The sequence below is a fragment of the Streptomyces sp. HUAS MG91 genome, assembly GCF_040529335.1.
GTDB classification, from domain to species: Bacteria; Actinomycetota; Actinomycetes; order Streptomycetales; family Streptomycetaceae; genus Streptomyces; species Streptomyces tabacisoli.
This window is the reverse complement of the sequence record NZ_CP159534.1, coordinates 2,730,018-2,745,349: the sequence shown is the minus strand read 5'-3', so window position 1 is coordinate 2,745,349 and position 15,332 is coordinate 2,730,018. Positions and strand designations below refer to the sequence as shown.

11 protein-coding genes are annotated in these 15,332 nt (G+C 74.7%); 4 read left to right on the top strand and 7 right to left on the bottom strand.

Going from position 1 to position 15,332, the window contains the following annotated elements:
• The first annotated feature begins 29 nt into the window (after positions 1 to 29).
• A complete protein-coding gene (locus ABII15_RS12715; protein ID WP_353942420.1) occupies positions 30 to 1,292 on the top strand; it encodes a molybdopterin-dependent oxidoreductase in 1,263 nt (420 codons plus the stop codon).
• Between the two features lie 307 nt (positions 1,293 to 1,599).
• Here ABII15_RS12715 and ABII15_RS12710 read toward each other — a convergent pair whose 3' ends face one another.
• From ABII15_RS12710 to ABII15_RS12700, 3 genes are read right to left on the bottom strand one after another with little or no spacing between them, the layout of a single operon-like run.
• Positions 1,600 to 2,364: a class I SAM-dependent methyltransferase gene (locus tag ABII15_RS12710; RefSeq protein ID WP_353942419.1), complete on the bottom strand. Its 765-nt coding sequence runs from the start codon at positions 2,362 to 2,364 to the stop codon at positions 1,600 to 1,602.
• Positions 2,361 to 2,990, bottom strand: coding sequence for a DUF2064 domain-containing protein (locus ABII15_RS12705; protein ID WP_353942418.1), 630 nt, complete (start codon positions 2,988 to 2,990; stop codon positions 2,361 to 2,363). Before ABII15_RS12705 ends, ABII15_RS12710 begins: the two co-directional genes overlap by 4 nt.
• Positions 2,991 to 3,034: 44 nt before the next feature.
• The gene (locus ABII15_RS12700; RefSeq protein WP_353942417.1) at positions 3,035 to 3,772 is read right to left on the bottom strand and encodes a glycosyltransferase family 2 protein; all 738 of its coding nucleotides are present in this window, start codon (positions 3,770 to 3,772) and stop codon (positions 3,035 to 3,037) included.
• 115 nt (positions 3,773 to 3,887) lie between these two features.
• On the opposite strand from ABII15_RS12700, the gene ABII15_RS12695 reads away from it, so the two are divergent.
• Positions 3,888 to 4,649, top strand: coding sequence for a response regulator transcription factor (locus tag ABII15_RS12695; RefSeq protein WP_353942416.1), 762 nt, complete (start codon positions 3,888 to 3,890; stop codon positions 4,647 to 4,649).
• Positions 4,650 to 4,651: 2 nt separating this feature from the next.
• Positions 4,652 to 5,764, top strand: a complete 1,113-nt coding sequence (locus ABII15_RS12690) for a HAMP domain-containing sensor histidine kinase (RefSeq protein ID WP_353942415.1) — start codon at positions 4,652 to 4,654, stop codon at positions 5,762 to 5,764.
• Here ABII15_RS12690 and ABII15_RS12685 read toward each other — a convergent pair.
• The 3 genes from ABII15_RS12685 to ABII15_RS12675 form a co-directional block, all read right to left on the bottom strand.
• A complete protein-coding gene (locus ABII15_RS12685; RefSeq protein ID WP_353942414.1) occupies positions 5,756 to 6,757 on the bottom strand; it encodes an NAD-dependent epimerase/dehydratase family protein in 1,002 nt (333 codons plus the stop codon). The two genes, ABII15_RS12690 and ABII15_RS12685, sit on opposite strands and share 9 nt — an antisense overlap.
• A 287-nt stretch (positions 6,758 to 7,044) precedes the next feature.
• Positions 7,045 to 8,379, bottom strand: coding sequence for a GAF domain-containing protein (locus tag ABII15_RS12680; RefSeq protein WP_353947040.1), 1,335 nt, complete (start codon positions 8,377 to 8,379; stop codon positions 7,045 to 7,047).
• A gap of 121 nt (positions 8,380 to 8,500) precedes the next feature.
• On the bottom strand, positions 8,501 to 9,538 hold the full coding sequence (locus ABII15_RS12675; RefSeq protein ID WP_353942413.1) for a rod shape-determining protein: 1,038 nt from the start codon (positions 9,536 to 9,538) through the stop codon (positions 8,501 to 8,503).
• Positions 9,539 to 9,993: 455 nt separating this feature from the next.
• On the opposite strand from ABII15_RS12675, the gene ABII15_RS12670 reads away from it, so the two are divergent.
• Complete coding sequence (locus ABII15_RS12670; protein WP_353942412.1) at positions 9,994 to 13,656, top strand: S8 family serine peptidase; 3,663 nt, start codon at positions 9,994 to 9,996, stop codon at positions 13,654 to 13,656.
• 361 nt (positions 13,657 to 14,017) lie between these two features.
• Here the strand turns inward: ABII15_RS12670 and ABII15_RS12665 are convergent, their stop codons facing one another.
• Positions 14,018 to 15,325, bottom strand: a complete 1,308-nt coding sequence (locus tag ABII15_RS12665) for a carboxyl transferase domain-containing protein (protein WP_353942411.1) — start codon at positions 15,323 to 15,325, stop codon at positions 14,018 to 14,020.
• Positions 15,326 to 15,332 lie beyond the last annotated feature (7 nt).

Here is a 15,332-nt window from a genome sequence, read left to right as displayed (position 1 = left end):
CGCGAGGTGCCGCGGCCTACGGTCGGCACATGTCACGGAAGTTCGACTCGGTTGTTCCACCGACCTCCCCGGCGTTCTGGCGCAGCCCTGTGCGCGGGCCGTGGTTCACGTCGGTGCTCGGTGTGGTGCTGCTGTTCGGTATCACGGTGCTGTTCGTGACGGGGCTGCTGTCCTACGCCGCGTACAACCCCGGTCTCTCGCCGCTCAACGACAAGACGCCCGACAAGGGGCTGCTCGGCTTCTACCTCTTTGACTGGCCGACCCGCCCGTACTGGCTGTACCGGCTCACCCAGGGCGTGCACGTGACGCTCGGGATCACCCTGATCCCCGTACTGCTGGCCAAGCTGTGGTCGGTGGTGCCCAAGCTGTTCGCGCTGCCGCCCGCGCGGTCGCTCGCCCACGCGCTGGAGCGGATCTCGCTGCTCACGCTGGTGGGCGGGGTGCTGTTCGAGTTCGTGACCGGGGTGCTCAACGTGCAGCTGGAGTACGTCTTTCCGGGCTCCTTCTACCCGCTGCACTTCTACGGTGCGTGGGTCTTCTTCGCGGCGTTCGCCCTGCACGTCGTGTTGCGGGCGCCGGCCGCCGTGCGGAATCTGCGCCGTGGCGCGCTCGGTGACAGCGGGGAGCTGGTCGCGGTGCGGCCCGCCGCGCCGACCGTGTCGCGGCGGGGCGCGCTGGGCGTGGTCGGGGGCGCGTCGGCGCTGCTGTTCGCCACCACCGCGGGGCGCGGGTTCGACGGCCCGCTCCGGCGGACCGCGCTGCTCGCGCCGCACGGCTGGGCGGAGCCGGGGAGCGGGCCCGGCGGGTTCCAGATCAACAAGACCGCCGCCTCCCGGGGGATCGACCCGCGCGAGACGGCCGAGGAGGCGTGGCGGCTGGTCGTGGCCGGACCGGCCGGGACCGTGCGGCTGAGCCGGCCCGAGCTGCTGCGGCTGCCGCTGCACACGGCCGCGCTGCCCATCGCCTGCGTGGAGGGCTGGTCGACGTCCGATCAGGAGTGGCGGGGCGTGCGGCTGCGGGATCTGGCGAAGCTGGCGGGACACGCCGCGGACGCGGCGCCCGATGTGCTGGTGGAGTCGTTGCAGCGGCGCGGCGCGTTCCGGCGGGCCGCGCTGAGCGCCGCCCAGGCGCGGGACCCGCGCTCGCTGCTCGCGCTGGAGGTCAACGGCGCCGCGCTGACGCCCGATCACGGGTATCCGGCCCGGATCATCGTGCCCGCGGCGCCCGGTGTGCTGAACACGAAGTGGGTCGCGCGGCTGACCTTCGGCGATCTTCGGGAGGCGGTCCGATGAAGCTGGGCAGTCCTTTTCAACTCGTCCTGCTGATGTGCTCGTTCGCGCTCGCCGCCTACGCCGGGGTGCGGCTGCTGGCCGGGGACTGGTTCGCGGTCTGCCTGTGGTTCGTCGGGGCGGCGCTCGTGCACGACCTGGTCCTGCTCCCGCTGTACGGGGCCGTGGACCGGGGCGTCGTCGGGGCACTCGGCGCCGTGGGCGCGGGCGGGCGGCGGGCGTGGGCCGGGCACGTGCGGGTTCCGGCGATGCTGTCGGGGCTGCTGCTGCTCGTGTGGTTCCCGATGATCAGCGGCCGGGCCGCCGGTCACTACACGTCGGCCACCACGCTCTCGGGCGACGGGTTCCTCGGGCGCTGGCTGCTGATCACCGCCGCGCTCTTCGCCGGTTCGGCGCTGCTGCTGGCCGTCCGGCTGCGCAGGGCGGCGAAACAGCGGCCCTCCGCCGACCACTGAACCACGGGCCGCCAGTGCGCGGCGCGGGCGGCCCGCAGCAGGGCCGGGGTGCCGACCCTGGCCCAGAGGAACGGCGCGGTCTGCGCCGCCGTCGGTCCCACGATCCGCACGCTGACCCGCTCGTCGACGTCGAGCGGCGCCGTCTCGGCGATCAGCAGGCCGCCGGGGACGAGGAGTTCGGCGGCGCGGGCGAGCAGCGCCGCCGGATCGCCGCCGATCCCGAGGTTGCCGTCGGCCAGCAGGACGGTGCCCCAGCGGCCCTCGCCGGGCAGCGGCGCGAAGACGGAGCGCAGGAGCGCCGGGCCGCCGAGCCGCGCGGTGCGGGCGACGGCGGCCGCGCTGATGTCGATGCCGAGAGCCGGGATGCCGCGGGCGGCGAGTTCCGCGACCATCCGGCCCGGGCCGCAGCCGACATCGAGGACGGCGCCCTCGCACAGGTCGAGCAGCGCGCGGTCCACCGCGTCGGCGCCCGTGCACCAGCGCTCCACGTCGAGGGGGAGCAGCCAGCCGTCGCCGCGGCGCAGATAGAGGGGACCGCGGCCGGTGCGCAGGGCGTCCGCGTACGGGTCGGCGGACCAGGCGCGGTGCGGGGCCGGATCGAGGTCGTGCGCGGTCGTCATCGGGCGGTCGCCGCCCGGAGCCGGTCGAGGCGCGCGGCGAAGCGGGAGTGCGGGGCCGCGGCGGCGACGGCCCGCGCGTCGGTGGCCGTGTCCACGTCGCGCAGCGGCGGCAGGCCGGCGACGCGCAGGCCCGCCGCGACGAGCCGCGCGCGCTGCACTGCGCCCGTGTCGGGGGCCGACATCGGCACCCCGAGCAGCAGCGCGGGGTCGGGGTCGCTCAGTCCCAGCGCCCAGAAGCCGCCGTCGGCGGCCGGTCCGAAACAGGCGTCGTACGCCGCGCCGGGCGTGCCGAACTCCACGGCGAGCAGCTCCGGGGTCACCTGCGGGGTGTCCATGCCGATCAGCAGGGTGGGTCCCGAGCAGGCGGCGAACGCGGCCGCCAGCCGTTCGTCCAGCCCGCCGCCGCCCTGCGGCACCACATCGAAGCCGGGCGGCAGCCAGGGGCCCGGATCGCCGTCGAGCGCGAGCACCCGGCGCCGGGCGGGAGTCGCGGCCACCGTGTGCAGGGTGTCGGCGAGGGCGGCTTCGGCGAGCGAGGCCGCCTCCTCGGGGGTGAAGGGCGGGGTGAGCCGCGTCTTGACCCGGCCGGGGCGAGGCTCCTTGGCGATGACGAGGAGGGTGGTCATGGTGGCCTCTCGGGCGGGGCGGAGGTGCGGGGGAGCGGAGGTGCTCACGGACGGGGGGCCTCGGACAGGCGTGGGGCCTCGGACAGGCGCGGGGCCTCGGACAGGACGTGGCTCATGTCGCGTACCGCCTGCCACGTCCCGCGCCAGGTCCCGGTCACCTTCGAGGTGCCGGTGCGGGGGCGGTAGGGGACGTCGTGCTCCGCCACCCGCCAGCCCGCGTCGGCGGCCCGCACCACCATCTGGAGCGGATAGCCGCTGCGCCGGTCGGTCAGGTCGAGGCCGAGCAGCGCCTCGCGGCGGGCGGCGCGCAGCGGCCCGAGGTCGTGCAGGCGCAGTCCGGTGCGGCGGCGCAGCATCCGGGCGAGCGCGAGATTGCCGGCGCGGGCGTGCGCGGGCCAGGCGCCGCGGCCCTGCGGACGGCGCCGGCCGAGCACCAGATCGGCCTCCCCGGTGCGCACCTCCTGGACGAACGGCACGAGCAGCGCCGGGTCGAGCGAGGCGTCGCAGTCGCAGAAGCAGACGTACGGGGCCTTGGCCGCGGTCAGTCCCGCGTGACAGGCGGCGCCGAAGCCGCGCCGCGCCTCGGTCACGACGGTGGCGCCGAGCCCGCGGGCGAGGTCGGCGGAGCCGTCGGTGGAGCCGTTGTCCACGACGAGCGCCCGCCAGCCCGGCGGGATGCGGGACAGTACCCAGGGGAGCGCCCCAGCCTCGTTCAGGCAGGGCAGCACGACGTCGACGGCCTCGGCGGACGACGGCGGAGGAGAGTTCAGCACGGCGTCCACCCTACGAACATCAATCGGGCATAACGGGCTTCAGCTCCTTACGAAACACGGACGTCCGAAGCGCCGGGCCGGGCGGGCGGCGACGCGGGCGCGGGGGCGGTGCGACGCTGGGGGCATGGAGCAGCAACAGCCGCAGGAGCGGGCGCCGGGCCGGGTGCTCGTCGTCGACGACGACCCCACGGTCGCCGAGGTCGTGACCGGATACCTGGAGCGCGCCGGGTACCGGGTGGACCGGGCCGCGGACGGCCGGGGCGCGCTCGCCGGCGCCGCCGCGCACTGGCCGGATCTCGTCGTCCTCGATCTGATGCTGCCCGGCATGGACGGCCTGGAGGTGTGTCGCAGGCTGCGCGAGACCGGGCCGGTCCCGGTCGTCATGCTCACCGCGCGCGGCGACGAGGACGACCGGATCCTCGGTCTTGAGGTCGGCGCCGACGACTACGTGACCAAGCCGTTCAGCCCGCGCGAGCTGGTGCTGCGCGTGGAGTCGGTCCTGCGCCGGTCCCGCCCCGCCGCCGGCGCCCGGGTCCGCCCGCTGGCCGAGGCCGGCCTGACCGTGGACCCGGCGGCCCGTCGCGCCACCAAGGACGGCGTCGAACTCGGCCTCACGCTGCGCGAGTTCGACCTCCTCACCTTCTTCCTCCGGCACCCGGGACGCGCGTACAGCCGTGAGGACCTGATGCGGGAGGTGTGGGGCTGGGACTTCGGCGACCTGTCGACGGTCACGGTCCATGTGCGCCGCCTGCGCAACAAGATCGAGGCCGATCCGGCGCGCCCGCGGCTGGTGCAGACCGTGTGGGGCGTCGGATACCGCTTCGAGCCGGAGGGTTCACCGGAGGCGGCGGCCTCCACGGGCCCCGACGCCCGGGAAGGCCGGTAGCCGTGCGGGACACCCTCCTCATCGCCCTCTTCGCCTTCCTCGGCGCCGCCGTCGCCGGACTCTGCGGGGCCGGTGCGCTGCGGCTGCTGCGGCGGCGGTCGCTGACGGCGTCGGTCACCGTGGTCGCCGCCGTCGCCGTCGGGGCGATGCTCGCGGGGACGCTGGCGGTGGCGCAGGCCATGTTCCTGTCCGCGCACGACCTCAGCGTCGTCACGACCGTGGTCGCCATGGCGGCGGTCGTCTCACTGGCGACCGCGCTGCTGCTCGGCCGGCGCGTGGTGGCCCGCAGCCGCGAACTCGCCCTGGCCGCCCGCTCGTTCGGTGACGTCGGCGGCTTCACCGCGCCCGCGGAACCCGCCACCGCCGAACTGGCCGCGGTCAGCCGGGAGCTGGCCGCGACCAGCGCCCGGCTCGCCGACTCGCGGGAACGGGAGCGGATGCTGGAGACCTCACGGCGCGAACTCGTCGCCTGGATCTCGCACGACCTGCGCACCCCGCTGGCCGGGCTGCGTGCCATGTCCGAGGCGCTGGAGGACGGCGTCGCCGCCGATCCCGCCCGCTATCTGCGCCAGATCCGCACCGAGGTCGAACGCCTCAACGACATGGTCGGCGACCTCTTCGAGCTCTCCCGGATCCACGCAGGCGCCCTCACCCTCGCCCCCACCCGGATCTCGCTGTACGACCTGGTGGGCGACGCCATCGCCGGCGCCGACCCGCTCGCGCGGGAGCACGGGGTGCGGCTGGTGGGCGGCGACGTCGTGCCGGTCCCGGTGGACGTGGACGGCAAGGAGATGAGCCGCGTCCTGGGCAACCTCCTGGTCAACGCGATCCGGCGGACCCCCGCCGACGGCACCGTGGCGGTCGGCGCCGAGCGCTCGCCCGACGGCGTCGTGCTGTCCGTCTCCGACGGCTGCGGCGGCATCCCGGAGGCCGATCTGCCCCGCGTCTTCGACACCGGCTGGCGCGGCACACACGCCCGTACACCACCGGCCGGCGCGGGTCTCGGGCTCGCCATCGTGCGCGGGATCGTCGAGGCCCACCACGGGCGGGCCGCCGTACGGAACATCCCCGGCGGCTGCCGCTTCGAGGTGACCCTGCCGGCCGCCTCAGGCTGACACGGCGGCGAACTCCCGCATCCCCGCGACGAAGTCGACCTCCGGCCGCCAGCCGAGCTCGGTGCGCAGCCGCGCGGAGTCGGCCGTGATGTGCCGGACGTCGCCGAGCCGGTACTCGCCGGTGACCACCGGGACGGGACCGCCGTGCGCGTCGGCCAGCGCGCGGGCCGTCTCGCCCACGGTGCGCGGGACCCCGCTGCCGGTGTTGTACGCCGTGAGCGCACCCGGCGCGACCCCGCCGCCCAGCGCCTCCAGGGCCGTGACGTTGGCCCCGGCCACATCTCGCACGTGCACGAAGTCCCGCCGCTGCCGCCCGTCCTCGAACACCCGGGGCGCCTCACCGCGGGCCAGCGCCGAGCGGAAGAAGGCGGCGACACCGGCGTAGGGGGTGTCGCGCGGCATCCGGGGCCCGTACACGTTGTGGTAGCGCAGCGACACCGCCGTGCCGTCCGTCGCGCGGGCCCAGGCCGCGGCCAGATGCTCCTGGGCGAGCTTGGTCGTCGCGTACACGTTGCGCGGGTCGGCGGGGGCGTCCTCGGTGACCAGGCCCGGCGTCAGTTCGAGGCCGCAGTCGGGGCACATCGGTTCGAACTGTCCGGCGTCGAGCGCGGCGACCGTCCGCGGTCCGGGCCGCACCACCCCGTGCCGGGGGCACTCGTAGCGCCCCTCCCCGTACACGACCATCGACCCGGCGAGCACCAGCCGTCGCACCCCCGCCGCGGCCATCGCGGTCAGCAGCACGGCGGTGCCCAGGTCGTTGCGGGAGACGTAGTCGGCCGCGTCCGCGAAACCGGTGCCGAGGCCGACCATCGCCGCCTGGTGGCACACCGCGTCCACGCCGTCGAGGGCGCGGGCGACGGCCTCCTCGTCCCGGACGTCCGCCGACGGGTCCTGCCGCACGTCGAGGACCACGGGTTCGTGCCCGCGCGCCGCCAGCGCCTCGACGACATGGGACCCGATGAACCCGGCACCGCCGGTGACCAGTACACGCATGTGCCCACGCTAGGCGGGCCGACCGGCGCGACCGGGCGCACAGGCCGTCGTGTCACCGGTCCGTAAGACTTCCCGGCGTGCTTCAAGAGCTTGCGTTTCGCGGACAACGGTGCGCTTTGGGGAGGGACGCGCGGGGGCGCGGCCCGTAGACTCGCCAGGACCGCGATCGGCTCCCTCGGGCCGGGCTCTCCCCCCGGAGCAGGCGACCGAGCGGTGATCGAGCGGTGTGCGTACGGGGATGAGCGGAGTCGGCGCCGGTCATCCCCGATGTACCCCCAGAGGGCCCCTCACAGACGTCGCGGCGACTGCCAGGTCACGGTCGTGCCCGTGCCGCCCTCCGCGCTCCCTTTTTCCCCGTCGTCCGCCACGGTCAGCCGCACGCCGGGACGACCGTCCGGCAGCGAGGCCCCCGCGTCGACGGTCACCTCGATCCGGGAGACCGACCGCCGCCGGGACGCGGTGGCCAGGGCGCGTCGCAGGGCGGTCAGCAGATGGCCCTCCACCGCGCCGTCCAGGACGCCCTCGACCGGCCCGGTGAACCGTACCGACGGCGCGAAGCCCAGCACAGCGGCGGCGCCCGCCGTCTCGCGCAGGACCCGGCCGCGGAACGTCGTCGGGGCCTCGGCCGGCGGCTGCTGCAACGCGAAGATGGTCGTCCGGACCTCCTGGATCGTCGACTCCAGCTCGTCGACGGCGAGGGCCAGGGTCTCGCGCACGTCGCCGACCTTCGCCCGGCGCTGGGTGGACTCCAGCATCATGCCCGTCGCGAACAGCCGCTGGACGACCAGATCGTGCAGGTCACGGGCGATCCGGTCGCGGTCCTCGAAGACGGCGAGCCGCTCGCGGCCCGCCTGCGCGTCCGCCAGGACCAGGGCGAGCGCCGCCTGCGAGGCGAACTGGGTGGCCAGCAGATGATCGACGGAGGTGTACGGGCGGGCCCCGCGCGACCGGGGCAGCGCGAGGGTGCCGATCAGCTTGCCCCCGGCCTTCAACGGCAGCATCATGCTCGGCCCGAAACGGGCCCTGACCTCGGTCGTCATCCGCGGGTCCGTCGCCGAGTCGTCGATGAAGACCGGCTCACCGGTGAGGAGTTGGGCCAGTACGGCGCTGCCCGGCCGGATCGTCGCGCCGAGCAGGGCCCGCGGGTCGTCCGTGCTGGAGGCCGCCACGATCGCCATGCCGCCCGCCTCGGTCGGCTGGAGGACCACCCCGGCCGCGGCGTCGGCCAGCAGCCGGGCCCGCTCGGCGACCGTGGTCAGGGCGTCCTCGGCGCGGCCGGTGAGCAGCGCCGTGGTGACCGCGGCCGCGCCCTCGATCCACCGCTCGCGCCGCCGGGCGGTCTCGTACAGCCGGGCGTTGCCGATGGCGATGCCGGCCTGCGTCGCCAGCACCCGCAGCAGGGCGTGATCGTCGACGGTGAAGGTCTTCCCGGTCAGCCGCAGCCGGCCGAACTCCGTCTCCTGTACGCGGATGGGGACGGTCAGCGAGCCCCGCGGCTCCGGCTCGGTCCGCCCGGTGCCGACCGACTGGAGGAGGCTGCCGTGCCCCGGATCGATGACGTCGAGCACCCCGTGGGGCGCGCCGGTCAGGGTGGCGGCGCTGTCCACCAGGTGCTGGAGCATGGTGCGCAGCTCCAGCTCGGTCCCCACGCTCAGCACCGCCTCCAGGAGGACGGGGAGACCGGCGTCGGAGGCTCCTGGTGGCACGGTTCGCACGTCCCCCTCGGGGTCTGTCGTGGTGATGTCAGCCGGCCAGCGGGTCGAGGACCATCGGTTCGATCTTGCCCTCCATCATCGCGCCCAGCCCCTGCACCGCGCACACGTCGGGCCGCTCGGCGATGTGCACCGGCATGCCCGTCGCCTCGCGCAGCATGTGGTCGAGGCCGGGCAGCAGCGCCGAGCCGCCGACCATCATGATGCCGCGGTCCGCGAGGTCGGCGACCAGGTCGGGCGGGCAGTCCCGCAGCACCTTGCCGATGCCGTCGAGGACCGCGGTCAGCGGGGTGTGGATCGCCTGCCGCACCGCGGAGGTGTCGACGTGCACCGAGCGGGCGAGGCCGGTCGCCACGTCCCGGCCGTGGATCTCCGTCTGCTCCGGGCCGTGCGGGGTCAGGCCGTTGCCGCTCAGGGCCAGTTGCAGGGGGCGCACCGACTGCGAGGGCAGCATCAGCTCGTGGTGCTGGCGCAGGTGCTGGACCACCGCGTGGTCGATGGCGTCGCCGCCGACCGGGATCCGGTCGGCGGTCACGATCGCGCCGAGCGAGAGCACCGCGATCTGGGTCGTGGCCGCGCCGCAGACGATGATCATCGTCGCCTCGGGCTGCTCCACCGGGAGACCGCAGCCGACGGCGGCGGCGATCAGCGTGTCGACGAGCTCGACGCGGCGGGCGCCGAGCCCGACCAGGGTCTCCACCGTGGCGCGCTGCGCCAGCGGGTCCGCGTCGTGCGGGGTGCAGGCCGCGGCGCGCAGCCGGGGCTTGCGGCGCAGCGTGCGCCGCAGCTTCTCGCCGAGCAGCTGGCGCAGCATCCGCTGGGCCATCTCGATGTCGACGACCGTGCCGCCGGAGACCGGCCGGACGACCCGGATGTAGCCCGGGGTGCGCCCGGTCATCCGCTCCGCGAACTCGCCGACGGCGATCAGCGCTCCGGTGCGCGTGTTGACCGCGGCGCAGCTCGGCTCGTCGACGACGAGGCCCGCGCCCTTCACGTACACGCGGGTGCGCGCGGCACCCAGGTCGACGGCGAAGTGGCAGCGGCGCAACTGCTCCAGACTGACGGTCATGGCAGATCCTCCCGAGATCGCGGCCCCCAGCAAGGGCCTCGGGTCGCGGGTCCGCGGCCCTTTTGGCATCGTGCTGCGGAGTCCGGGATTCCGCTCGCTGGAGTGGGCCGGACGGGGCGGGACCGGCCGGGTGAGGATTCCGGGGTGCGCCGGACGGGCGATCGCGGGTGTCCGGGGTGAGGCTGCGAAGACGAACAGGCCACTCCCCGTAACACTTCTGACGCAGTGCCACCTACGCGCGGCCCGGCCCGGGGCGACGGCCGGCAGCGACGGGTCACGGACGATCGGGCGGGCGCCGGCTTGCGCGGGGCGCCCGGTGTACCCGCCGCTGGCGGGAAAACGCCAGTGCAGCACCCGCCAGCCCTCGGCAACTTCCCTGCAACACCGTGCCCCTGAGACTCTTCCCAGCACTTGGGTGACACCCCCTGACCCCAAGGTTCGGAAGAGAGGCAACGATGTCCAGAGGACCTGCCGCGAGACGTGGCGCGGCCCTGCTGTCAGCAGGGCTGGCGTTCGCGCTGCTGCCCGCCGGGGGCGCGCACGCCGGCCCCGCCACGACCCCCACCAAAGTCGCCTCCGCCGCGCACACCGTCACCCTGGTGACCGGTGACAAGGTGACCGTCACCGAGCTCGGCGGCGGGAAGCGGACCGTCACCGTCGACCGGGCCAAGGGCGCCACCGGCGCCGTGCGCACCCAGGTGGCGAACGGCGATGTCACGGTCGTGCCCGACGAGGCCCGGCGGTATCTCGCCGACGGGAGCCTCGACGCCCGGCTGTTCGACGTCAGCGAGCTGATACGGCAGGGCCTCGCGGACGGCAAGGCCGACGCGACGCCCCTCATCGTGACCTACGCCGGCAAGCGCGCCCGCGCCGCCGCCGCGGTGCCCAAGGGCGCCGAGCGGACGCGGAGCCTGCCCAGCGTCGGGGGTGCCGCCGTCGCCGCCGACAAGGGGCGCACCTTCTGGAACGGCCTCACCACCAAGAACGGGTTCGGCGACGGCCTGGGCAAGGTGTGGCTCGACGCCCGCGTCACGGCCGACATGGCGGAGTCCAACGCGCAGATCGGCACCTCGAAGGCGTGGGAGGCCGGTCTCACCGGCAAGGGCGTGAAGGTCGCCGTCCTCGACACCGGCTACGACGCCTCCCACCCCGACCTCGCCTCCCGCGTCACCGAGTCGAAGTCGTTCATCGAGGGCGAGGAGGTCGCCGACCGGCAGGGCCACGGCACGCACGTGACCTCGACCGTCGGCGGGTCCGGTGCCGCGTCCGACGGCAGGGAGAAGGGCGTCGCCCCCGACGCGACCCTCGCCGTCGGCAAGGTCCTCAGCAACGAGGGCTCCGGCTCCGAGTCGCAGATCATCGCCGGTATGGAGTGGGCCGCCAAGGACGTGAAGGCGCGCGTCGTCTCCATGAGCCTCGGCTCGGACGTGGGCAGCGACGGCACCGACCCGATGTCCCAGGCCGTGAACAGCCTGTCCGCGCAGACCGGCGCCCTCTTCGTCATCGCGGCGGGCAACTACAGCGCCCCCGGCACCATCGGCTCGCCCGGCGCCGCGGACGCCGCGCTCACCGTCGGCGCCGTCGACTCCGCCGACCGGGCCGCCTACTTCAGCAGCCAGGGCCCGCGCCTGGGCGACAACGCCCTCAAGCCCGACGTCTCCGCGCCCGGCGTGGACATCCTCGCCGCCCGCTCCTCGCTGGTGGCCGGCTCCGGCAGCTACACCACCATGAGCGGTACGTCGATGGCGACGCCGCACGTCGCGGGCGTGGCCGCCCTCCTCGCGCAGAAGCACCCGGACTGGACCGGCGCGCAGCTCAAGGACGCCCTGATGTCGAGCAGCAAGCGGCTCGACGCGTCCGCCTACGCGCTGGGCTCGGGCCGGGTGAGCGTCCCGGACGCCATCGGCGCCGACATCACCGCCACCGGCAGCGCCGACCTCGGCTACTACAAGTGGCCCTACGACAGCAACGCGCCGGTCGAGAAGACCGTCACGTACAGCAACGCGTCCGACAAGGCCGTCGAGCTGAGCCTCGCCGTGCAGGGGGCGGCGGACGGCGTCGCCACGCTCGCCGACTCCACGCTGACCGTGCCCGCCCACGGCACCGCCGCCACGACCGTCACCGCCGACGGCGCGAAGGCCGCGATCGGCACCAACAGCGGGCAGATCGTCGCCAGTTCGGGCGGCAAGGCCGTCGCGCACACCGCGTTCGGCCTGGTCAAGGAGGAGGAGCGGTACACGCTCACCGTCCACGTGAAGGACCGGGACGGCGCTCCCACCGACGCCTACCTCGCCGTGCAGCAGCTCGTCGCGAAGACCGACCCGGTCGGCTACTCCACCGGCGACGACGGCACCGTGGAACTGCGGCTGAAGCCGGGCACGTACTACGTCGACTCCTTCCTCGACGTGCGCGGCAGCCACGGGAAGGACTCCCTCGGCCTCGGCTATCTCGCCGACCCCGAGGTCACCCTCGACCGGGACCGCGAGATCACCCTCGACGGGCGGAAGCTGAAGGAGGTCGCCGCCGACGTCGGGCGCACCACCGAGACCCGGCAGCTGATCCTGGAGGCCGACCGGAAGGCCGGCGGCGCGCAGATCACCAACGCCGTCCAGGTCCCCGTCGCCTACGACAGCGTCTTCGCCGCCCCCACCCGCAAGGTCACGCAGGGCAGCTACGCGTACCGCACCGTCTGGCGGCTCGGCAAGCCGATGCTCCAGGTCGACGGCGTGCGCAACGCGCTCGTGCAGGCCGGTGGCACGCTCGCGGAGGGCCGGGCCAAGCTCGCCGTCGTCGACGCGGGCACGGGCACCCCGGCCGAGTACGCGGGCCGGAACGCGCGCGGCAAGGCCGTCCTGGTCCGCGCCGACGGCGCGACGGCACCGGGCGCGCTCGCCCAGGCCGCCCAGGACGCGGGCGCCAAGGCGCTGTTCGTGACCGACGGTACCGCGGGCCGGCTGAACACCTGGTTCGGCACCGAGGACTACACGGACCGGCCGCTGACGATCGCGACCGTCGACGCGCGCGACGCCGCCGTCCTCGCCGCGGCCGCGAAGAAGGGCCACAAGCTGGAGACGACCGGCACCCGGTACACGCCGTGGGTCTACGACCTCACCGACGAGCACACCGGGGCGATCCCCGGCGGCTCGCTCACGTACCGTCCCGGCAGCCGCGAACTCGCCGTGCGCGACGTGCGGTTCCACGCGCCGAAGCCGCAGGACGGCGGCGAGTTCCGGTACGCCCTCAGTGACTCCTTCCCGGTCGGCCTCGGCTTCCTGGAGAAGATCGCCTACCCGGCCGAGCGCACCGACTACGTCTCCACGGGTGCGCACCAGACCTGGCACGAGTCCGTGCAGGCGGGTCCCGCGCTCTCCTGGGAGGAGCGCAGCGGCGTGATCACGTACAAGGGCGGCTCGAAGGGCAAGCTCGACTGGTTCAAGCCGGTCTGGCACCCGTGGCTGGGCACCGGCCTCGGCTGGGGCCAGGAACGCTCCGGCGACAGCCTCGAGTTCAACACCCCGGGCTGGGGCGACTCGGGACCGGACCACACCGGGTTCGGCGACGCGTACAGCAGCGAATCGGGGATGACCCAGGAGACGGCCGTGTACGTCGACGGCAAGGAGGTGACCCGCAAGGTGGGCTCCGGGGCGTACGTCTGGGACGCCGATCCGGCCCTGCACACGTACAAGGTCACGACGGACACCGCGCTGGACGCGGCGCAGTGGGGCGTGGCCACCGAGGGGCACTCCTCGTGGACCGTGAAGTCGGCCGAGACGCCGGCGAACACCTCCACGCGGCTGGCGATGATCAACCTCGGCTTCGACCTGGACACCGACCTCAAGGGCACGGTCGCGGGCGGCAAGCGGATCCCCGTCGGGCTGTTCGCCGAGTACGTGGCCGGGGCCGCGGACACCGGCACCATCGGCGGCGGCACCCTGGAGGTGTCCTACGACGAGGGCACCACCTGGAAGAGCGTGGCCCTGAAGGGCAAGAAGGCTTCCTGGAGCGGTGAGTTGAGCGTGCCGCGCGGTGCGAAGTCCGTCTCCCTGCGGGCGTCGGCCCATGACGACAAGGGCGGCACCGTCCGTCAGGAGATCGTCCGGGCGGTCGCGGTGAAGTAGCCGGGCACAGCTGCCGGTTCGGGCAAACGCGACGGCGCCGCCTCCCCGTGGGACCGGGGGAGACGGCGCCGTGTGCGTGCATCCGACGGTGTGTCACACCGTGGCGTCGCGCCGGGTGTTACACGAGCCAGCCGACGAAGTGGACGATGCCGGCGAGGATGTCGGTGAGCAGGTTCATGGTGGTGCGTTCTCCTCGGTATTGCGTGTTGCATGTGTGTGGGACGTGCACTGCATCGCGATGCGTTCGCTACGGTCTGCAGCCCGTTGCTTGCGCCCTGTAAGCATCGTTGGTGCTGCGTGCCCTATGCAAACTCTGGAGCGACGACCACCTGTTCGAGGGAACAACTGCGCCCTTGTTCGTTTACGGTCCCGGCTGCGTGATGCCGCGCACCACGCCGAGCTCCACCAAGTCCTGCGGCCGGAGCCGAAGTTGGTCCGCGGTGTGTTCCGCCTGGTCGGGCGGCCGTTTGAGGATCGCCGCCGCCTGTTCCGGCGCGATGACGGAGAAGTACGCGTCCGGCGCGACCCACGTGTTCCCGGGCGCCGCGAGCGCGAGCGCCCCGCCGGAGCCGCCCTCGCCGATCGCCAGCGTCGTCACCGGCACCGGGGACTCGGCGACCGCGAGGAACACCTCGGCGATCGCCGGGCCCGCGCCCGCGCGCTCCGCCGCCGCGTCGTTCGCCGCCCCCGGGGTGTCGACGAGGGTGAGCACCGGGATGCCGAGCCGCCCCGCGAGCCGGATCAGCCGGGCCGCGGTGCGGTAGCCCGCCGGGGTCGTCGCCGTGCCGCACTGGGCCGCGTAGGCGACCGTGACGGCCTCGGCGCCCTCGCCGAGCGCGCCGAAACCGCAGAGCATCCCCGCGTCCCGGCCGCCCGCGCGGTCGCCGCTCAGCTCCTCGCGGTGGCCGAAGTAGGCGTCCAGGTAGGCGCGGGCGCGCGGGCGGCCGGGGTCGCGGGCGCGCAGCACCGCCGACCAGCCGGTGGGCGGCGGATCCACCCGGCCCCGCGCGGCCGGGACCGGGGCGGCGTCCGGAGCGGGCCGGGTCAGCAGCCGCAGCCAGCGGCCGAGGACGCCGCGCAGCTCGCCGGGCGCCACGAGCGCGTCGACGGACCCGGCGTCGAACTGGCTCTCGGCCGTGTACGCCGCCGGGTCGGCGTCCGCCGGACGGACCCGGGAGCCCGCGAAGCCGATCTGGGCACCGGGGCAGGCGAGGGTGATGTCGGCGCCCGCGCCGAGCGTCGCCCAGCCGCCGCCCGTCGTCGGGTCGCAGGCCACCGTGAGCTGCGGCAGCCCGGCGGCCCGGGTCAGCACCATCTGGCCCGCCACGCGCTGGAGCTGGGTCAGCGCGATCATGCCCTCCTGCATCCGGCTGCCGCCCGTGGCGACCAGCGCCACCACCGGCAGGCCGTGCCGGCGGGCGTGGGTGTGCGCCGCCTCGACGCGGTCGCCCGCGCGCCGGCCCAGCGAGCCGCCCAGATAGGTGAAGTCGAAGGCGAGGAGGACCACTTCGGTGCCGCCGATCCTGGCGGTCGCGGCGGTGACGGACTCCGATCCGCCGCGCTCGGCCGCCCGGGACAGCACCTTGTCGTAGTCCGGCCAGCCCAGCGGGTTCGGCTCGGCGGGGGGCGGCGGATGGGGGAGTTCCCGCAAGGAGCCCGGGTCGGTCACGCCTCTC